General features: G+C 60.8%; 12 protein-coding genes. 2 read left to right on the forward strand and 10 right to left on the reverse strand.

The features are described 5' to 3' along the window. Positions 1 to 329 precede the first annotated feature (329 nt). The 9 genes from obgE to ileS form a co-directional block, all read right to left on the reverse strand. Positions 330 to 1,937: a GTPase ObgE gene (gene obgE, locus O3675_RS01710; protein ID WP_070819560.1), complete on the reverse strand. Its 1,608-nt coding sequence runs from the start codon at positions 1,935 to 1,937 to the stop codon at positions 330 to 332. A gap of 194 nt (positions 1,938 to 2,131) precedes the next feature. Then, entirely contained in the window at positions 2,132 to 2,389 is a 258-nt protein-coding gene (gene rpmA / locus O3675_RS01715) for a 50S ribosomal protein L27 (protein WP_005505766.1), read from the reverse strand. 40 nt (positions 2,390 to 2,429) lie between these two features. Further along, a complete protein-coding gene (gene rplU / locus O3675_RS01720) occupies positions 2,430 to 2,741 on the reverse strand; it encodes a 50S ribosomal protein L21 (protein WP_005505764.1) in 312 nt (103 codons plus the stop codon). Positions 2,742 to 3,266: 525 nt separating this feature from the next. After that, positions 3,267 to 7,064, reverse strand: coding sequence for an Rne/Rng family ribonuclease (locus O3675_RS01725; protein ID WP_371570565.1), 3,798 nt, complete (start codon positions 7,062 to 7,064; stop codon positions 3,267 to 3,269). Positions 7,065 to 7,658: 594 nt separating this feature from the next. Further along, entirely contained in the window at positions 7,659 to 7,898 is a 240-nt protein-coding gene (locus O3675_RS01730; protein ID WP_070635093.1) for a nucleoside-diphosphate sugar epimerase, read from the reverse strand. Between the two features lie 299 nt (positions 7,899 to 8,197). Then, a complete protein-coding gene (locus O3675_RS01735) occupies positions 8,198 to 8,860 on the reverse strand; it encodes a vitamin K epoxide reductase family protein (RefSeq protein ID WP_005509072.1) in 663 nt (220 codons plus the stop codon). A gap of 466 nt (positions 8,861 to 9,326) precedes the next feature. Beyond that, positions 9,327 to 10,004 carry a TenA family protein gene (locus O3675_RS01740; RefSeq protein ID WP_070676604.1) on the reverse strand — a complete coding sequence of 226 codons (678 nt, stop codon included), beginning with the start codon at positions 10,002 to 10,004 and terminating at the stop codon, positions 9,327 to 9,329. Positions 10,005 to 10,401: 397 nt separating this feature from the next. Further along, positions 10,402 to 12,063 carry a folylpolyglutamate synthase/dihydrofolate synthase family protein gene (locus tag O3675_RS01745; RefSeq protein WP_371570569.1) on the reverse strand — a complete coding sequence of 554 codons (1,662 nt, stop codon included), beginning with the start codon at positions 12,061 to 12,063 and terminating at the stop codon, positions 10,402 to 10,404. A 132-nt stretch (positions 12,064 to 12,195) separates the two neighbouring features. Further along, positions 12,196 to 15,537, reverse strand: a complete 3,342-nt coding sequence (gene ileS / locus O3675_RS01750; RefSeq protein WP_371570571.1) for an isoleucine--tRNA ligase — start codon at positions 15,535 to 15,537, stop codon at positions 12,196 to 12,198. Between the two features lie 1,461 nt (positions 15,538 to 16,998). Between ileS and O3675_RS01755 the strand changes: the two genes are divergently transcribed. Together O3675_RS01755 and O3675_RS01760 are read left to right on the forward strand one after the other, a co-directional pair. Then, entirely contained in the window at positions 16,999 to 17,934 is a 936-nt protein-coding gene (locus O3675_RS01755; RefSeq protein ID WP_303958518.1) for a DUF6318 family protein, read from the forward strand. A 338-nt stretch (positions 17,935 to 18,272) separates the two neighbouring features. Beyond that, positions 18,273 to 19,229, forward strand: coding sequence for a DUF6318 family protein (locus O3675_RS01760; RefSeq protein WP_371570574.1), 957 nt, complete (start codon positions 18,273 to 18,275; stop codon positions 19,227 to 19,229). A gap of 186 nt (positions 19,230 to 19,415) precedes the next feature. On the opposite strand, the gene cobA is transcribed toward O3675_RS01760, so the two are convergent. After that, the gene (gene cobA, locus O3675_RS01765; RefSeq protein WP_296547574.1) at positions 19,416 to 20,327 is read right to left on the reverse strand and encodes a uroporphyrinogen-III C-methyltransferase; all 912 of its coding nucleotides are present in this window, start codon (positions 20,325 to 20,327) and stop codon (positions 19,416 to 19,418) included.

Here is a 20,327-nt window from a genome sequence, read left to right on the forward strand (position 1 = left end):
CCACAGGTGCGGATGCGGGCAGGTACACAGAAGGTACGCAACACCGAAAAAGGTGCCCGCGTACATTCCCCTCTATGCTACCTGCTTGCGGTCAAAAACACCGAAATGACGGGGGTGAGCTAAGCCGCCAGTGGAATACCCAGCCAGCACGCCCGACCGCAGGCTCACCCGCGTGTTCCGACACGCACATCCGGCGCGAGCGGCAACCACAGAACCTACAAGAAAGCACCGCACACAAGAAAGCGCCGCGCACCGGAGCCAAACCCCGGTACGCGGCACCATTCACTGTCTAGGAAACAGCTGTCTAGGAAATAGCTACGCTTCAGCTACTAGTCGTCGATGTTCGGCATGTCGATATTCTCGTCGACCTTGCCTTCCTTCAACTTCTTGCGGTACTCAACCGACTCGGTCCACACGCCTGCAACACGCTCGGACTCCAGCTCGGCACGAGCCTCCGCCTTCGCGTCCATACGCTCCTTGTACTCCACACGCTTCTGCGCACGAGTCGGGCGAATGATCTCTTCCAGACGAGCGTCCGTACCACGCGGGGAGGACAGCAACTCAGCACCACCGACCATGGTCGGCTCCCAATCGAAGATCACCGAGTTGTCGTTCTCACCAATCACCACGGCGTCACCGGCACGAGCACCAGCCTTGAACAGCTCATCCTCAACGCCCAGGCGCGCCAGGCGGTCCGCCAGGTAGCCGACAGCCTCATCATTATTGAAGTCAGTCTGCTGAATCCAACGCTCAGGCTTCTCACCAATCACGCGGAACAGCGGCTCAAGGTTACGCTCCTCGCGGCGAATAGTGAACTCCTGCTTCTTCTTACCGCGGAAGCCCTTCGGACGAACCACGGGAGCCTCAACAACCACGCGCTCCGCTTCCTTCTCGGCAGCGGCACGAGCCACGCGGTCCTCCTCCACGAGCTTTGCCATCGCAAAGATCAGGGACTTCAGACCCTCATGGGAAGCAGTCGAAATCTCGAAGACTTTGAAGCCCATCTCCTCAAACTCGGGGCGAACAAACTCAGCCAGCTCACGAGCCTCAGGAACGTCAATCTTATTGAGCACCACAATCTGCGGACGCTCATGCAGCGGCACGGTCACACCCGCAGTCGGGTCAACCTCATAGTTCTGCAGCTCGCCGCGGATCACCTCAAAGTCACTAATCGGGTCGCGGCCCGGCTCCAAAGTAGCGCAGTCAATCACATGCACCAGAGCCGAAGAACGCTCCACATGGCGCAGGAAGCGGTGACCCAGACCGCGGCCCTCCGAAGCGCCCTCAATCAGACCGGGAACATCCGCGACGGTGTAGCGAACATCGCCCGCCTGCACCACACCCAGGTTCGGGATCAAAGTGGTGAACGGGTAGTCAGCAATCTTCGGACGCGCCGCAGAAATCGCAGCAATCAACGAAGACTTACCCGCCGACGGGTAACCCACCAGAGCCACATCCGCAATGGACTTGAGCTCCAGAACAATATCAGCCTCTTCACCGGGGGTGCCCAGCAGAGCAAAACCGGGAGCCTTACGCTTAGCCGAAGCCAACGCAGCGTTACCCAGACCGCCCATACCGCCACGGGCCGCAACATACTCGTCGCCCACACGCAGCAGGTCAGCCAAAACATTACCCTCGCGGTCCTTCACCACAGTACCCTGCGGCACGGTCAGAATCAGATCCTCACCGTTAAAGCCGTGGTGCATATCGCCACGACCAATATCGCCATTCGGGGCGTGCTGGTGCGGGCTGTGGTGGTACTCCAGCAGGGTCGTGGTCTGGTTATCCACGCGCAGAATCACCGCGCCACCATTACCACCGTTACCGCCGTTAGGGCCGCCCAGGGGCTTAAACTTTTCACGTCGCACGGAGACGCAGCCGTTACCTCCGCGACCGCCAGATACATGCAAGACCACGCGGTCCACGAATTCTGCCACGGGTTCTCCTTATCTTGGAAAATCTTCACTTCGCCACCGCACGGCACACACTAATCATGCTGCGGATGCGGCGGCAGGCGCGACCGGGTTGGGGTGCGCCTCATCATGGAGCCCAGCACGGGCGTCCACGGCATTCGAGGTCATAGCGAGAGGGGGTAGACTAACGCCTACCCCCTCTGCCCTAGCGGTGAGTATTACTCAGCTGCTGCCAGGATGTTAACGACCTTGCGGCCCTTGCGGGTACCGAATTCGACGGTGCCTGCTGCCAGAGCGAACAGGGTGTCGTCGCCACCGCGGCCAACGTTCAGGCCGGGGTGGAAGTGGGTGCCGCGCTGGCGAACGAGAATCTCGCCTGCGTTGACGGACTGGCCGCCGTAGCGCTTAACACCGAGGTACTGGGGGTTCGAGTCACGGCCGTTACGGGTGGAGCTTGCGCCCTTCTTGTGTGCCATTCTGTATTCCTACCTTAGGGTTGAATTCCGGTCGTTTCGATTACGCGTTGATAGCGGTAATCTTGACGGTGGTCAGCTCGGCGCGGAAGCCCTGACGCTTCTTGTAACCGGTCTTGTTCTTGTACTTCTGAATAACGATCTTCGGACCGCGCAGGTCCTCAACCTTCTCAGCAACAACCTTGGCGGAAGCCAGGGACTTTGCGTCAGCGGTGACCTTGTCACCGTCGACGAGCAGCAGCACGGGCAGCTCGATGGTGCTGCCGGGCTCGCCTGCAACACGGTCAAGGGTAACGAGGTCGCCTACGGAAACCTTCTCCTGGCGGCCGCCAGCGCGTACAATCGCGTATGCCACTATGGGACTCACTTTTCTCGACAACTTGCTTCTTGAATCTCACACGAATGAGCAGCCTACGCTTTCATTGCTGTGCGCCCTCCCCCGCGAATCGAATGACCGCGAATAAGGAGGAACGGCCCGTGCGTTCCGGCGGGATTGCCCGCCGAAGCCAACACGCGAGGCTCACCGGTGGTGTCTCTCTCCCGCACGTTTCGACTCAGCCGAATACTCGACCGCGCCGAAGACGATGCGGGTGGGAGCGGTGTCTCCCGCTGGCCCTGCGTCGATAGGGCTTCACTGAGATAAACACCAGTCCTTAAGGATACGGCATGATCTACGCGCCGCGCAATAGATAATTTCACGGATTATCCGCAGACACCACGTGATGCTCCTCTAATACTGCACCGCACTCTTAGTAGCGCCTTTAAAATGACGCAGCACACGCACAGAGAAAATAGCCTCGGTAGGGAAGTTCCGGCTCGCCCTACCGAGGCTATCTCATATACACACACCATCGGAATTCCGATGATCGGAAGCTAAAGACTAATCGTCCTTACCTTCACGCTTAATGTCGGCAGCAGCAACGCCAATGCCGAACAAGACAGGAGCCGAAGCGTCATCAGCCACCGGAGCCACATCCGCAACAGAAGCGGAAGCAACCACGGAACCCTCAGCACGCTCGGAAGCGTCCACGGTCACGACCTGAGCACCGGCACCGGCGCTCGACGCCGCACGGCGAGTGCGACGCTTACGCGGGGTTGAACCGGGCACCTGAGCCGCAGGCTTCTGAGCCTCCTCAACCGGAGCCTCAACCACAGCGGGAGCTGCGCCCACCACACCGGTCACCGCCGGAGCACCAATCACGCCGGTCACAACCGTACGAGACTCAGACTTCTCAACCTTATCAGCCTTTGCGGATGCCTGCTCGGATACCACGCTCTGCTCAGCTGCCTTCTCGGCGCGCTTCTCATCAGCTTCGCGACGAGCACGGCGGCGGGAGGCACGCGGAGTCTCACGAACATCCTCAATGCGCAGGTCCTCACGCTCAACACGCTTGGACTCCTGAGCCTTCTGCACACCCGAGTTTACCTCAGCGGAGGTTGCCTCAGCGTTCTGCTGCTCACGGTCCTGGCGCTTGGACGAACGACGTTCCTCCGAACGATCCTCACGGCCCGAACGGAACGACTCACCCTCAGTGCGGGCAATACGGCCAGCCTTCTGAGAAGCACGAGCCTTCGCCTCACCGGCGCGAATCGCCTCGAAACGATCCGAAGAGCGGCTAAAGCGCGGGTCGAGCTCCGGGTCAACGTGGTGCTCGTCCTCCAGCGCACCCGCGCCGGAATCCTCAACAGCGGCAATATCCGCATCGGTCAGCTCGCGGCGCTTACGGTTACGAGAAGACTTCTTCTCGCCACGCTTGGACGAACGACGTTCCTCAGAACGATCCTCCGAACGCTCCTGTTCAGAGTCCTTCGAGGAATCCTCAGCGGACTCTTCCACGCGGTCAAACGCGCTCGCCAGCTGCTCCAGGGAGAAACCGCCCTGCTCGCCAATCCAGTTGCCCTCGGTGACCTCAGCGACCTTGTCCTCACGCTGAGCAACCTCGGCGTGAGCCTGCTCGCTGGCGGCCTCGGCAATACCCTGAATCTCCTGCTCAAGCGAGAGCTCAGCGGTCTCCGCGCGGCGCGAACGCTTGCGGCGCTTACGCTTCTTGCGGGTCGAAGCAGTCTCCTCCGAAACATCCTCGCTCTGAGCGGATGCGGCAGCCACCGCAGCCATAGCGTTACGGCGCTCAGCCTTCTTCGACTCCAGAGCATCCTGCTTCTGCTGGTCACGAGAATCCTCGCGGGCAGCGGCACGGCTACGCTTACGGTCATTACGCTCATGGCGGTGGATGTAATCCGACGCGCCACCGCTACGACCGCTCAGCGGCTGATCGTGAACCACCAGGCCACGACCGGCACACTGCTCACAGGGCTCCGAGAAGACCTCAAGCAGACCGGTACCCAGGCGCTTACGGGTCATCTGAACCAGACCCAGCGAAGTCACCTCAGCCACCTGATGCTTGGTACGGTCACGGCCCAGGCACTCAATCAGGCGACGCAGAACCAGGTCACGATTCGACTCAAGCACCATGTCAATGAAGTCAATGACAATAATGCCGCCAATATCGCGCAGACGCAGCTGACGGACAATCTCCTCAGCAGCTTCCAGGTTGTTCTTGGTGACAGTCTCTTCCAGGTTGCCGCCGCTACCGGTGAACTTACCGGTGTTCACATCCACCACGGTCATGGCTTCGGTACGGTCAATCACGAGCGAACCACCCGAAGGCAGGTACACCTTACGGTCCAGTGCCTTCGCCAGCTGCTCGTTAATGCGGTAGTGGTCGAAGAGGTCATCCGCGGAATCCCACTTCTGCAGGCGGGAGACCAGGTCCGGCGCCACGTACGTCACGTACGCCTCGATGGAATCCCACGCGTTCTCGCCCTGAACGATCATCGCGGTGAAGTCCTCGTTGAAGACGTCACGCACGGTCTTAATCATCAGGTCGGGCTCCTGGTAGAGCATCTCCGGAGCCAGCACCTTGCGGGAGTTAGCCTTCTCCTGAATCTCTTCCCACTGCGCACGCAGACGGTTAATGTCGTGGGTCAGCTCCTCCTCAGAAGCACCCTCCGCCGCAGTACGAACAATCACGCCAGCACCCTCGGGCAGCTTATCCTTCAGAATCTTCTTCAGACGCGCACGCTCGGTGTCGGGCAGCTTGCGGGAAATACCGGTCATCGAACCACCCGGCACGTACACCAGGAAGCGACCGGGCAGGGAAACCTGGCTGGTCAGGCGGGCACCCTTGTGACCAATCGGGTCCTTGGTAACCTGCACCAGAACCGAATCGCCGGGCTTCAGGGCGTTCTCAATCTTGCGGGGCGCACCGTCCAGACCGGTGACATCCCAGTTGACCTCGCCCGCGTACAGCACAGCGTTGCGGCCGCGTCCAATGTCAACGAACGCAGCTTCCATGGACGGCAGAACGTTCTGAACCTTACCCAGGTACACGTTGCCGATCAGGGAATCCTGCTGGGTCTTGGACACGAAGTGCTCAGCCAGCACGCCGTCCTCAAGCACACCAATCTGGATGCGGCCGTCCTTCTGACGAACCAGCATCTGACGGTCCACAGACTCGCGGCGAGCCAGGAACTCAGCCTCAGTCACGATGTGGCGGCGGCGACCCAGGGAGCGGGACTCGCGGCGGCGCACGCGCTTCGCCTCCAGGCGGGTAGAACCGCGCACACCGGTCACAGTGTTGGATGCGTGAGAGTCAGCCAGGCGCGGCGCACGTACCTTGGTGACGGTCTCAACCTCATCATCAACGCCGCCCTCAATCTCAATATCTTCGGTACCGCGGCGACGGCGACGGCGACGGTGGCTCGTCACCTCAGCCTCAGCGGCAGCCTCCTCGCGGCGGCGCTCCATGCGCTCCTTGCGCTTCTGCTCCTCGGCAGCGGCGCGGCGTGCCTCACGCTCCAGCTTGGCGGCAACAGCGAGCTCGCTCAGCTCCTCCGGCTCGGGTGCCATGAACAGCGGCATCGCACCCATGGGGGTACGCGAGCGCAGCTCCTGCAGCTTTTCGCGCTGCAGGTCGCTAATGGTCTTTACCGGCTCGGGAGCTACTTCAGGCTCCTCAGCAGACTCTTCTACTGCGGGTGCCTTGAGTGCAGTTTCTTCGGTTGCGGATTCCTCAACAGCTGCAGCAGCCTCGGCGGGCTGCTCTGCGGCAGGCTCTTCAGCGGGAGCTTCAGCCTTCTCAGCCGGTGCGGGGGTTACGACCTCAACCTTGGCGGTCTCTTCCTTCACCTCAACGGCAGACTCGGCAGCGGGCTCAGCCGCCTTCTTCTCAGCAACCGGCTCAGCAGACTCAGCGGCGGGGGCAACAACTTCCTCCACCTTAGCGGTCTTCTCAACGGTCTCAACCTTCGCGGTGTTCTCCACGACAGCAGGCTCAGCCACCTTCTTTTCAGCAGCCTCAAACAGGCTATCCAGAGTAGAAGCAACCTCAGTCTCAGACGCAGCGGGAGCGGCAACCTTCGGTGCCGGCGCGTGCTTAGCCTTAGCGTTACGCAGGTTGGTCAGGCCAGCCGCAATCGCCTCATCCAGAGGAACCTCAGGAGCCTTCTCCTTCTTCGGGCGACCCGGACGGCGGCGCTCAGTACCCTGCTGGGCGTCAGAGCTCTCACGAACATTCTTACGCAGAGTTTCACGGGTCTCTGCAGAGGCGTTCTTCTCCTCCGCGAGGGCGTTCAGCGCCTCAAAAACCCCAAGTTCGACGTTCTTCTCGTCAGACATTAATCTTCTTTCGTTACACCCTGCTCCGCACCGCAAGGATTTTAACAGCGCGCATACAGCGCAAAGCCTAGTTGCTGTCACCGCGGCTCAAGCCTCACCCTACGGCGCGCGTTCATTGGCGCTACCGGGCACTATCTCGTTCAGTGCTTCTGCCGTAGGGGGCGAGCGGGCGGAACGCAGAGCGCGCCGCGACGGTCACAGCCACCTCGCTCTCGAGCACGGCACGCTCACACCCTTCCTGGGTGCCCTGCCGGTCTTCGGGTTTCTTCGCCGAGGCGGGCGGCCCGCGCGGTGCGACAGTTATGCTCCGCGGCTTATAGCCGGCGCTCTTCGGGTACTCTCCCTCGATGCGTTGGTGGGGATCTTTATGCGCGTGCGGGGCGCACAAGACACCGTGTTCCATTATACCCGGTAGAGGGTACCTCTAAGCCACCCCGCCCATCCTATCTGGGCTTCACTTCCCGGCAGGATGCACGGGCACATTACTGCGGGCACCTTGCGGTAGGCACACTGCGGCGGACGCATTGCGGGTACAGCAAAGCCGGGCGTGCCACTACGCACCACCCGGCTTCAAAAAGTTCTCAAGAGGAGGGGCTAGTCCAGACCCAGCTCCGCATCGCGCGCCTCACGAGCCTGCTGAGCAAGCTTCGGGTCGGTCGGCAGGTACTCCGGACCGGAACCGGTCGCGAACGGAACACCCAGAATGAAAACAAACGGAGAAACAACCAGCAGAATCACCCACAGTAGCGAGAAGTGACCGGCAGTCAGCAACAGCAGGGCAGTCAGAAAAATAACGGCAGCAACGCCCATTGCGGCAATTCCGGCAGTCTTCACGGTTCTCCTCGAAGGGGTATCAAGAATCTAGTGTCCAGCAGAACGGCAGGCAGTCAACGCCGCAGGCAAAACCCGCGGACGGCTGCGGCTGACGCCGCTCAAGAATATACCTGACCATTATACGCACCCGCGCCGCCTCCCCGCTGACTGCCACCGGCAAAGTCACCGGCGCCTCCCCCGCTACCCGGCGCCCCAGCCCGGTGTATTCTGCGCAGCCTCACCCACCCGCAGACGCAACAACGCCCCGGCACCAACAAGTACCGGGGCGTTGAAAGTTCGGGGCATCAGCCCTCAACTGCTTAGCGCATCATATTCACAATGACCTCAAAGAAGCGGATCACGATGATGCCGAAAATCAGGATCAGCCACAGGCTAATCGCAAACCACGACCAGCCGCGAGCGCTCTCGCGCATCGACTGCGACGCCGGAATAACACCCGCCGAAATATTGCGGACCGTGGTCTTCACAAAAAGCGTGATGGTCATAACCCACACGATCATGCAGAACAGGCACAGGGCGTTAATCTGGAACGTCGTCTGGTACCACAGCCACATAATGAATGCGGTCGCCGCAGCCAGACCAATGTTCATGCACACCCAGAACCACTTCTTAAACTGTGCGCCCGCCATGATCGCGGCACCGATAGTCACCACAATCGAGAAGCCCACCAGACCAATGAACGGGTTCGGGAAACCGAAAGCTTCCGCCTGCGGGGTGCGCATCACCGTGCCGCAGCTAAGCAGAGCGTTGATATCGCAGACCGTGGAGTGGCCAGCATCAATGTAAATCTGCAGGCGCTCGTACACCAGAATCGCTGAAGAAATGAGTGCAATCAGGCCGGCGCCAACCAGCCAGAATCCGAGCTGTCGGTCTGAGTAGCTGCCCGGGGTTCCCGCGTGCCCGTGCTGCGCTTCTTTTGCAGCGTGGGTGGGCTCGGTAGTACTCGATGCGGCGGTACTCATACGACTCCTTTAGATAGTGTTTTACGGTGATAGTTGCGTAGCGGATACTTGCACAGCAGATATCTGCGGATATTTGCGCAGCGGCACCGTCTTAAGCTCAGTGCGTTGAGGGGCGCGTGCAACCGTCAACGCGGCAGACGCCGGGGACGGTTGAGGAGGTACCGGTTAGGTTCCTCAAGGGCGCGCCTCACCTCGTGCAGTAGCGGGTACGTACCGGCGCGGCATAGCCAGCACCCCGGAAGCGGTACCCCATTTATCCTAGCCTCTCACACCGCTAAATGGCACGCCATCAGCCTATATGTTCCGTTTTATGACGTGCTATTTTACACAGGTGGGCGCGTTTTCAGGACGATTTCGGAGCTAATTCCGGGCGCTTTCAGGGCGTCTTCAGCACGCAAAACCCCCGGGAGGCGCCCGCAATTCAGCGGTGAGCGGAACCTTCCGAGGGTTTCATCAAGGGTACTACTTAGGGCAGCGGGTGGGTGTACGACTCGTCAAAGAACAGCTGCTCCAGCTCCACCGCGCGGCTAAAGAACTCGCGGGCACGCTGCGCATCCGACGGGCCCACACGGTCCAGTTCGCGGCGCAGGAAATCAACCAGCTCACGGAACTCCGGGTAGTCGTGCAGGGTAATCCACTCGTGGTGCACAAACGATTCGGGACGCTTGGCGGGAGCCTTCGACGCCCAATCCAGGTACAGGCCCTCGCAAACCACCAGCACCGACAGGATCGCCGCGTAGCTGCCGCTAGCCGCCGCGTCGAGGAAGAGACGCTTGAAGCCGGTGGTCGCCTCCGTATCGGGCATGGAGTCACGCTGATGTTCGGTCACGCCCAGAGTCTCAAAGCAGCGCAGGAAGTAGGTGTTCTCATCGCCCGCAATCTCGCCCGCAAACTGTGCCAAGCGCAGGCGACCCGCGAGAGTATCAGCGTTAGCAATCGCGCCACCAATCAGGGCGAGGAAGGTATCGAGGAAGCGGTAGTCCTGCACCAGGTAACCCGCCATGACCTGCGGGGCGATCGAGCCGTCAAAAAGCTCAGCAACAAAGCGGTGATTCGTGGCGGAAAGCCAGGTGTCGAGGTTCTCCTGGCGCAGCGTCTCCGTGAACGAATCGGTGCCAATCAAATCGGTGAAGGGTGCGGGCATGATGGGTGCCTTTCACTATGTGGCATACCGTCGCTGGTATGCGTATGTGTGCGGGTGTGTTGGTGCGGCCTCAGGCGTTGGGGCCGGCGCCTCAGCGAATATAGCACCGTGACACCAAGGCGTGCCCGGTTTTGCGCCCCGGTGCCCGCAAATTTTCGTTCTTTTCGATTTTTTGGGTGGGTGAGGGCGGATGATGCCGGTCAAATTCGGGCGATTGGGGTTAGGTGAGAGCCCATGGGAACACGTGAGAAATCATGCGTTCGAGTGGGAGTATGAGGGCAAAGGCATAAAAAGCGGGGGCACGAAAAAACGGGGTGCCACTCCCCCAGCCAATAAATACTAGAAATACTAGCCGGAGGGCGGCACCCCGCCTTCTCATCAATAACCTCAGTGGGCTTTATTCGTCTTCGGAGTCATCGTCACCGAAGAAATCATCGGTGTACGAATCGCCCAGCGGCAGACCCAGCGAATCCTCCAGCGAAGAACCCGCCGCAGACTCGCCACCCAGCTCAGCCATGATGCCGTCCAGCAGCTCATCCGGCTCAGCAGAGGCAGCCGCAGCCGCCGCGGCAGCCAGAGTCGAAGCCGACGCCGCGCCCGCAGAACCCGCATAAGCACCCTCGGCGCCCAGCTCATCCGGCAGCTCCTCAGCCTCAGCGCCGGGGGTCTTCGCCTGCTCATGCGCCGCCAGCAGGGTACGTGCCTCACCAATGACCGTAATCGAACCGGTAATCAGCACACCCGCCGACTCCTGCTCAAAGAGGGCGTTCTCCATGGCGGTGGCAATCGCCTCGTCCAGGTGCTCAAACACCTCGATCGAGTCTTCGTCCAGGCCCGCGTCCAGCGCCAGCTCGTGCAGACGCTCCGGCGCAATCGCACGCGGCGAATCCGACGCCGCCAAGTACAGGCGGAAGGTACCGTCAGAAGCGTCAACGTACTCTTCGCGCATGGTCTCAAACATGCCCAGAGCATCCTTCTCACCCAAAATACCGACCACGGCGTGCAGGTGGGACAGCTTGAACGCCTCAGTCAGCGCAGCCGCGGAAGCACGCACACCGTGCGGGTTGTGGCCCGCATCCAGGATGGTCAGCGGCTCGGTGCGCACAACCTCCAGACGGCCCGGCGAGCGCACCGTCTCAAAGGCGGTACGCACCACGTCCTCGGGCAGCTGACGCTGACCGCCGAAGAACGCCTCCACGGCGGCGAGAGCCACCACGGCGTTCTGCGCCTGATGCGCACCGTGCAGGGACAGCGGCACATCCGGGTACTCGCCCGCCAGGCCGCGCAGGGTCAGCAGCTGACCGCCGACCGCAAGCTCACGGGAGACAATGCCGAACTCCACGCCCTCGAAGGCGAAGGATGCTTCCTTCTCGCGGGCGGAGGCGAGCAGTACGTCCGCCGCTTCCGGGTCCTGTGCTGCAGAAACCAGGAAGCCGCCGGGCTTGATAATGCCGGACTTTTCGGTCGCAATCTCGGCGAGGGTATCACCGAGCATATCGGTGTGGTCCAGACCGATCGGGGTGACCACGGAAACCACGCCGTCGGCAACGTTCGTGGAGTCCCAGGTGCCGCCGATACCGACCTCGAGCACCACCACGTCCACCGGCTCGTCCGCGAAAATTGCGAAGGCGAGCACGGTAACGGACTCGAAGAAGGTCAGGGCGGGCTCGCCGCGGGAGGTCATCTCTGCGTCCACGATCTGCAGGTAGGGGGCGATTTCCTCCCAAATGCGCACGAAGGTGGCGTCCGGTACGGGCGCGCCGTTAATGCAGATACGCTCGGTGACGCTTTCGAGGTGCGGGCTGGTAAAGCGGCCTACGCGCAGGTCGTGGCCGAGCAGTAGCGCCTCAATCATGCGGGCGGTGCTGGTCTTGCCGTTCGTGCCGGTGATGTGGATGACCGGCGCGGCACGGTGCACGTCGCCGAGGATTTCGACGGCACGCGCCACAGCGTCCAGGCGCGGCGCCATCTTGTTTTCGGGTGCTCGCGCCAGCAGTTCACCGTAGACCCGTTCCACGCCCTCGGGGTCGGGAATTGCGGGGTAATTCTTCTCGCTCATTGTTCTCCTCACTGGGATAGCCGGCCGGTGCCGGCAGGGGCCCACCGTGCGGCGGGATAACCGTGCGGCGGGATAGACGACGGGCCGCCCCGCCCAATCAAGGGGGCGGGACGGCCGTACGGTTCAGGCGTTTTATGCCTTGGCTACGCTAATGCTCAGCTCGGCTGCTTCGCTCAGCTGCAGGGACACGGCGAGGGTTTCGCCGGTCACCAGTGCTTCGTTCGCGCGCAGAGCTGCCAGAGTTTCCTCCGGTGCCACGATGCTCAGGTTGATGCGGTCCGCAACGTTCAGGTCGGCGTCCTTACGTGCCTGCTGAATAGCGCGGATGGTGTCGCGGGCGATGCCTTCGGCAACCAGCTCGTCGGTCAGCTCAATGTTGAGGACCAGGAAGCCGCCGGGCAGAACCGCAGCCGCAGTGTGCTCAGCACCCTCAGCGTCAGCGGCAACCACGGTTGCCAGCTCGTATTCGCCTTCTTCCAGAGCCAGGCCGCCGTCCAGAGCTGCCACGCCGACCAGGACGGTACCGTCCTCGGTCACGGTCCAGTCACCGGACTTGGATGCCTTAATGGCAACCTGCACCTGCTTGCCCAGGCGCGGACCTGCCGCACGTGCGTTGACCTTCAGCTGCTGGGAGATGCCGTAGTCGGCGGGGTCGACGGTGTCGGCGCTGACCAGTTCCACCTGGCGCAGGTTCAGCTCGTCCTCGACGATGTTCGCGAAGTACTCCGCGCCCTTCTCGCCGAAAGCGGTGCCCAGAGCAGCGAACTGCTCGGGTGTGATCGCCACGGTCATCTTCTGCAGCGGCTGGCGCACGCGGATCTTCTTTTCCTTGCGCAGTGCCGAACCGGCGGAGCAGACCTCACGCACGGTCTGCATGAGAGCCAGCAGGTCGGACTCGTCAGCGAAAGCGGATGCCTCGGGCCAGTCAGCCAGGTGCACGGAGCGTTCACCGGTGAGGCCGCGGTAGATTTCCTCGCTGCTGAGCGGCAGCAGGGACGCGGCGACCTTCGACACGGTCACCAGTGCGGTGTAGAGGGTGTCGAATGCGTCGGTGTCTTCGTTGAAGAAGCGCTCGCGGGAGCGGCGCACGTACCAGTTGGTCAGTGCGTCGGCGTACTGGCGCAGGGATTCGCAAGCGTTCCAGATGTCGTAGGAGTCCATCGCTACGGTGACCTGCTCGATGAGTTCGCGGGTCTTGCCGAGGATGAAGCGGTCCATCACGTGCTGCGAGTCGTACTTGAGCTTTGCGCTGTAGCCTTCGCCGTTGTTGGCGGCGTTAGCGTACAGGGCGAAGAAGTGGTAGACGTTCCACAGCGGCAGCATGACCTGGCGAACACCCTCACGGATGCCCTGTTCGGTCACGATCAGGTTGCCGCCGCGCAGAATCGGCGAGGACATCAGGAACCAGCGCATTGCGTCGGAGCCGTCGCGGTCGAGGACCTCGGAGACGTCCGGGTAGTTACGCAGGGACTTGGACATCTTCTGACCGTCCGAGCCGAGCACAATACCGTGGCTGATGACGTTCTTGAACGCGGGACGGTCGAAGAGCGCGGTCGCCAGTACGTGCAGAACGTAGAACCAGCCGCGGGTCTGACCGATGTACTCGACGATGAAGTCTGCCGGGTAGTGGTTCTCGAACCATTCCTGGTTCTCGAAGGGGTAGTGCACCTGTGCGTAGGGCATGGAGCCGGAGTCGAACCAGACGTCGAGCACGTCTTCCACGCGGCGCATGGTGGACTTGCCGGTCGGGTCGTCCGGGTTCGGGCGGGTCAGCTCGTCGATGTACGGGCGGTGCAGGTCGGGTTCGCCGTCCTTGTTCAGGGGCAGGCGGCCGAAGTCTGCCTTGAGCTCTTCGAGGGAGCCGTACACGTCCATGCGCGGGTAGTTCGGGTCGTCCGAAACCCACACGGGGATCGGGGAGCCCCAGAAGCGGTTACGGGAGATGGACCAGTCGCGTGCGTTCTCAACCCACTTGCCGAACTGGCCGTACTTCACGTTTTCCGGGATCCAGTTGATCTGCTTGTTCAGCTCGTACATGCGGTCCTTGAAGTCGGTGACCTTCACGTACCAGGAGGTGATTGCACGGTAGATGAGCGGGGTGCGGCAGCGCCAGCAGTGCGGGTAGGAGTGCACGTAGGACTTCTCGCGGATCAGCACATCGTCTGCCTTGAGGGCATTGATAATGGTGCGGTTCGCGTCGAATGCCTGCATGCCTGCAATCTCAGCCAGGGCGGTGGAGCCGGAGGCGGTGGGCTCGGCGAAGAGGTTCAGGAACTTTGCGCCTTCGTCGAGGGAGAGAATCACGGGGATGCCGTAGCCTTCACAGACCTTCTGGTCGTCTTCACCGTAGGCGGGTGCCTGGTGGACGATGCCGGTACCGTCACCGGTGGTGACGTAGTCGGCGACGAGGATCTGCCAGGAGGTTTCGGTGCCCCACTTTTCGGCGTCTGCGAAGTAGTCCCAGAGCGGGGTGTAGCGCACGTGCTCGAGCTGGGAGCCGGTGTAGCGTGCGGTGACGGCTGCGGCTGCGTCCTTTTCGGGCTGGTCGCCTTCGTAGCCGAGGTCCTTGGCGTAGGAGCCGAGCAGCTCGGAGGCGATCAGGAAGGAGCGGCCCTCGAACTTGCCTGCGCCGGGTACGACGGAGTATTCAATCTCGGGTCCGACGGCGAGCGCCTGGTTGGTGGGCAGGGTCCAGGGGGTGGTGGTCCATGCGAGTGCTTCGACGCCGTCGAGTTCTGCGGCGACCTTCTCGTCAGCACCGAGGGCGGTGTCTGCGGTGAGGCGGAATGCGACGGTGACGGTCTGGTCCTGGCGGTCCTTGTACACGTCGTCGTCCATGCGCAGCTCGTGGTTGGAGAGGGGGGTCTCGTCCTTCCAGCAGTAGGGCAGCACGCGGAAGCCCTGGTAGGTCAGGCCCTTATCGTAGAGGCGCTTGAACGCCCAGATGACGGACTCCATGTACTCAACGTTCAGAGTCTTGTAGTCGTTTTCAAAGTCGACCCAGCGTGCCTGGCGGGTGACGTACTTTTCCCACTCGTTGGTGTACTTGAGCACGGATGCGCGGGCAGCGTCGTTGAAGTTGTCGATGCCCATTTCGAGGATTTCGCGCTTGTCGGTCATGCCGAGCTGCTTCATTGCCTCGAGTTCTGCGGGCAGGCCGTGGGTGTCCCAGCCGAAGCGGCGTTCTACCTTGTGGCCGCGCTGAGTCTGGTAGCGTGCGACGAGGTCCTTGGCGTAGCCGGTGAGCAGGTGGCCGTAGTGGGGCAGGCCGTTAGCGAAGGGAGGGCCGTCGTAGAAGACGAATTCGTTTTCGCCGTTTTCGCCTGCGGGGCGGTTCTCGACGGATGCGGAGAAGGTGTTGTCCTTCTTCCAGTAGTCGAGGACTGCCTCTTCGAGTGCGGGGAACTTGGGCGATGCGGTGACGCCGCTTCCTGCGGCTTCGAAGGCGCTCGCCTTGGGGTAAACATGGGACATGTGTTTGTGCGCCCTTATCTGTTGTTCTCAACGCTGAGAGGTTGGGGCGACAGGGTACGTAGCACTCGTCGTCCGCACCGTTTCAGCGGGTGAGGATTGACATGACGGGTGCAAGGACGCCTAGGCATCGCTGACTTGCCCGGGTTGTGCCGGGGGTCGGGATGCGGCGCGGTACCACCTTGCTTACTGATTTAACAGCTCAACGCACCGAACCCTCCCGGGGCTAGCGGGGTGTCGCGTGTCCGCGATACCTAGCCACCGGAAGAGCGGCGCGTTGGGCGGGTATCAGTCGCTTATTACAGCTATATCGGGCTTAACCGTCCGGTTCTACTGGGACTACATCTCTTCCGCTAAGACACCCTCGCCGCAGCGATTGGCGGGTGCCCGCAGGTGCGGTCCGTTCTTCCGAATTGCTCGCCGGTGATGGCCGGGTCGTTGCAAACACTAATAGTTTATGTGGCTTTTGTGCCTGTATGCAACCCCGCGGGGTGTGGGTTTGAACAGTACTATTCAGATGCGCCGATGCCGGGGACACAAAACAGAATGGTTCTTCGTTCGGCGATATTTAGAGCGAGTAGGGGGCTTAAGGGGTCTTGCCTCACCCCACGCTCGGGCGTGTTTAAGGATGTATGTTTTTGCATTCCCCCGGTGTTGCTTTAAGTGGGTTTCGATTTTTTCGTGGGAGCCCATGGGATTGCAGTCAGTGCAACCACAAGATATGGGGTGAACACCGATGTAATTCCACTAGATATTCACCCCTGCACGTTTTCATCTCTTCAACACCCCGTGTGGGAACCGGTTTTTCTAAATGATTCAGCAATGCATAGCGGGTGAATAGAGTGCATATTTGGGAATTGTTGAGCGGGTTTCCCCTTGTTGAATCGGGTATTTCTCCTGAACTACTGAAGGCCTCCTCACAACCAGAAGGTTGAGCCAATCCCTCTCCTCTCCCCCATCTTTTGCGAACACTGGGGTGAGACTCTTTCATTTTTCAGACCATAAATATGATTGAAATCACTTAATTTAACATGCGCGCCACCTCTCACCAAAGCATCCACCTCATCAAATAGCTCCCCATCAACAGAGCATAGTCGCAATACTTTACGGTGATTGATATCTTGAGTGATCCATAGACTCACAGAGATTACTAAGGTGTATTTTCGTGTATTTTGAGCTCAAAATAGTCTAAAATGAATCGTGCAACACATCAATGACGATTCGATAGCATCTGCCCTCTCACCGGGGTGTGAACATAGCAGTCTCAACGATGAGTTCACCGCGTATCCGTTCGCTCTACCAGCAGCATGTACGCGCCCGAGGTCACTTCCGGATGTGGACTGAAACCGCGGCATTTGCCTGAAGTTTTACCCCCTTTCACGGCCTCACCCAACACGCCATACAACCACGCGCCCGCCGCCGGGTGCCCCGAGCCCACCTCGGGAATAATCAAGGAGTTCACCGATGCTCTCACCCTCTTCGAGCACCCGTTCCGCTGCTTCCCGCCTTATGAGCCGCCGCGCCCTACTGCTCGGTGGTGCGGCAACCCTCATGGCTGGTTGCGCCTCCGACATTCGCCCGTTGAGCGAAGAAGCAAAAGCTAAGATCGGTTCCCCCACCCCTTCCGCGAGCGCGACCGCTTCTGCGTCTAGTTCACCGTCTGCTACCGCTACTTCCTCGGCGACCGCATCAGCAAGCGCTAAGAGCAGCTCGTCCAGCGCGGCACGCGTACCCGTATCTGAGGACGCACTCGTTGAGGGTTGGGAAAAGTACCCCGGCCCTCTGAAGCTGACCGGCGAATACATGGGCGAGTACCAGCCCGCAACGGATTCTTCCCCTGCGAAGAACGTACCTAAGCCCCTCAAGACCGTTCCGCACCGTGAAGAACCGACCTTCCAGGGCGCCTACGAGACGTTGCGTGCCTACTACAGTGCTCAGATCACCGCGCTCAAGGATGGCCACTATGCAGATCAGGCGATTGAGCTGACCTACCCGGCAGACAAGAGCGCCATCGACGAGGTTAAAGCAGTCAAGGAACTGTATGAGCAGAACGGCTGGTACATGGACTTCACGTGCAGCATTTCCATGCGGAATACGGAGCCTCGAACCGCCCTGAAGAACGGTGACGGCTACGTAGAAATCATGATGGACGCCAAGTATTCTGCCACCGCCATCCATCAGCCGGACGGCACCGAACGCAAGATACCGGCGATTACTCAGGTAGCCATTCCGCACGTGATGCTCTACACCGAGGGTAAGTGGTGGCGAATCGGCAACGATTATCTGAACGAGCGTCTGAATGGCGGCAAGGGCTCTTCCGACTCTTCTAGTTCCGCTGGTTCCAGTTCCGCAGGTTCTAGCGGTTCTTCGTCCTCGGGTCGCGGCTCCACTAAGGTCTAAATCCGCAGGGGTCTAATACCCTAGTCGAGAGCAGCCCGTCTCATCAATTCCATATGCACTAGCCCAAAGTCGAGGAGGCGCACTCCCCTGCACCTCACCGACTTTGGGTTATTGCGTCTTAAAGACAATGTCCAGGGTTTTTTGACGAAGTTTTAAAACCAGTCTTCTATAGTAAGAAGTGGATACTTCATACCGCCGCAGTTCACACTCCGGCGCACCCGTATCTCGGTACCCCCTTTGTACCGCGCACCATACAAAAAACGATGAGGCGGATCCTTTCGTACGCATCACAGCGTTGTGAAGCGAGCTACCTCAATCAACCACTTTCAGGAGATACCATGTCCTTCCGGCCGAGTGCACACGCCAGCTTCTCTGCTAACGACCGAAACGGATTGACCCGCCGCGCCGTTCTTTTTGGCGGTCTGACCGCCGGTGCTTTGGCTCTAGCCGGATGCGCTTTCAACAAGGATATTCGCCCCACCGGTACCGGCGACACCTTCTCCGGCTCCCCGAGCGCCTCCGCCTCCCCCTCAGCTTCGGCTTCGCCTTCTGAGTCTGCCTCGGCTTCGGCATCCGCTTCGTCTTCATCCTCGTCCAGCCATAACAACGCGAAGATTATTCCGTCCGACGAGTTCTTGAAGGACTATAAGAAGTACATTGGCGACGTCAAGTACGAGTACAAGCCCGCCATTGCGCACTATGTTGAGCCGACCGACACCTCCCCCGCGAAGAACGTTCCGATTCCGGTCATTGATACGGTGGCTCAGCGTACCGTCAGTCTCGAGGGCGCCTACAAGACCCTGGCCGCTTACCAGAGCGCGTACATTGCCGCGATGTACAGCGGCGATCTGCAGTACCTCAAGGGTCTGGTCCACGGCGCTGACAGCGGTCTGGTCAACAATCTGAAGGCTATTGCTAAGCTCTACGCCGCGGGCGGTTGGACTAAGGACTACGAGAGCAAGCTGAGCATCCGTGACGATAAGGACGGGAAGGCTCTTGCCTCTTCCGATTTGGCTGTTGTGGCGTTCCCCTGCCGGGATGTCGTCAAGGAATACACCATCTACCAGAAGGGCACCGGTGAGGTTCAGAAGGCAAGCACCCTGGATGTCGTTATCTATGTAGTGTACGCCGAGGGCAAGTGGCGCGTGACCAGCCGCGAGTACTTCGTGTCCCAGTACAGCGACCAATTCCGCAAGGTCTTTGAGGGTCCCTCCTCATCGGCTTCGGCAAGCAAGTCCAGCGGTGGCGGCTCCGGTAGCTCTAGTTCCGGTAGCAGCAGCGATTTCAAGGTCTAGGCTCTGAGAGCAGCACCCCTGACGAAAGCGGGGCGGGTATCAACTGATACCCGCCCCGCTTTCGTATGTTCCTGTGCCGCGGCATTCCGGCGCGGCAATATGACCCGGCACAGCAACAGCCCCGCTCCTTGGCAACTAGGAAAACCAAGGATGCGGGGCTGCGCAATACTATCTGGCGCACCGCCTCTAGGAGGTGGAACGTTCACGCAGACGCTCGTGAACCTCGCTCACAAAGCGGTTCTGATCATCGCGAGCATAATGCACGACCTCACCGATGACGGTAATAGCCGGCGCCCTAACCGATGCGCAATCCGCCTGAGCGTTCTCAAGGGTCGTGACAGTCACGCGCTCCTTCTCAGAGAAACCGTTCTCAATGGTTGCCAGCGGCGTGTCAGCCTCAATCCCACGAGAGAGCAGAGACGCCACCGTATCGGGCAGGGTACGAACGCCCATCAGCAGCACCACGGTGCCCTGGGCACGCAGGGTTGCCTCAACCGCCGACACTTCGGTCTCCGACAGGCCGGAGTGACCAGAAATGACGGTGAAAATCGAGGACACCTTACGCAGGGTCACCGGAATCGCCGCACGCGCAGGAACCGCGATGGCGCTGGTGATGCCGGGGATAACCTCAGCCTCCAGGCCTGCGGCGATGCACGCATCCAGCTCTTCAGCGCCGCGACCGTACACGTACGGGTCGCCACCCTTCAAACGCACCACGGTCTTACCCGAAAGCGCGTAATCAATCATGAGCTGCTGAATGCGGGACTGCGGAACAGCGTGCTTACCGGGAACCTTGCCCACATCAACAATGAGGGCGTTCGGTGCGTACTCGCCATACTCCTGCGGGGCGAGGTGATCCAGAAGGACTACGTCCGCCTCACTCAGGGCACGTGCCGCACGCAGGGTCAGCAGGTCAGCGGCACCGGGGCCGCCACCCACAATGTAGACCTTGCCGGGGTTCTCAGCAGGCTCGCCGGGCAGAAGAATGCCGCGTTCCGTCACGCTATCGTCCAGGGTGTGCCCGGGCGCCCCGCCCGCGAGCACCTCGTCAATAGTGGCGAACTCGCGGGGCGGGAACGGAGGAATCTTCGGGCACAT

The organism is Rothia sp. 27098_8_27, assembly GCF_041432805.1.
Classification (GTDB): Bacteria; Actinomycetota; Actinomycetes; order Actinomycetales; family Micrococcaceae; genus Rothia; species Rothia mucilaginosa.

Coding starts and splice junctions, on each gene's coding strand:
- O3675_RS01755 (WP_303958518.1), top strand. CDS start 16,999: ATGCTCTCACCCTCTTCGAGCACCCGTTCCGCTGCTTCCCGCCTTATG.
- O3675_RS01760 (WP_371570574.1), top strand. CDS start 18,273: ATGTCCTTCCGGCCGAGTGCACACGCCAGCTTCTCTGCTAACGACCGA.
- O3675_RS01725 (WP_371570565.1), bottom strand. CDS start 7,064: ATGTCTGACGAGAAGAACGTCGAACTTGGGGTTTTTGAGGCGCTGAAC.
- cobA (WP_296547574.1), bottom strand. CDS start 20,327: ATGTGCCCGAAGATTCCTCCGTTCCCGCCCCGCGAGTTCGCCACTATT.
- rpmA (WP_005505766.1), bottom strand. CDS start 2,389: ATGGCACACAAGAAGGGCGCAAGCTCCACCCGTAACGGCCGTGACTCG.
- O3675_RS01745 (WP_371570569.1), bottom strand. CDS start 12,063: ATGAGCGAGAAGAATTACCCCGCAATTCCCGACCCCGAGGGCGTGGAA.
- O3675_RS01735 (WP_005509072.1), bottom strand. CDS start 8,860: ATGAGTACCGCCGCATCGAGTACTACCGAGCCCACCCACGCTGCAAAA.
- ileS (WP_371570571.1), bottom strand. CDS start 15,537: ATGTCCCATGTTTACCCCAAGGCGAGCGCCTTCGAAGCCGCAGGAAGC.
- O3675_RS01740 (WP_070676604.1), bottom strand. CDS start 10,004: ATGCCCGCACCCTTCACCGATTTGATTGGCACCGATTCGTTCACGGAG.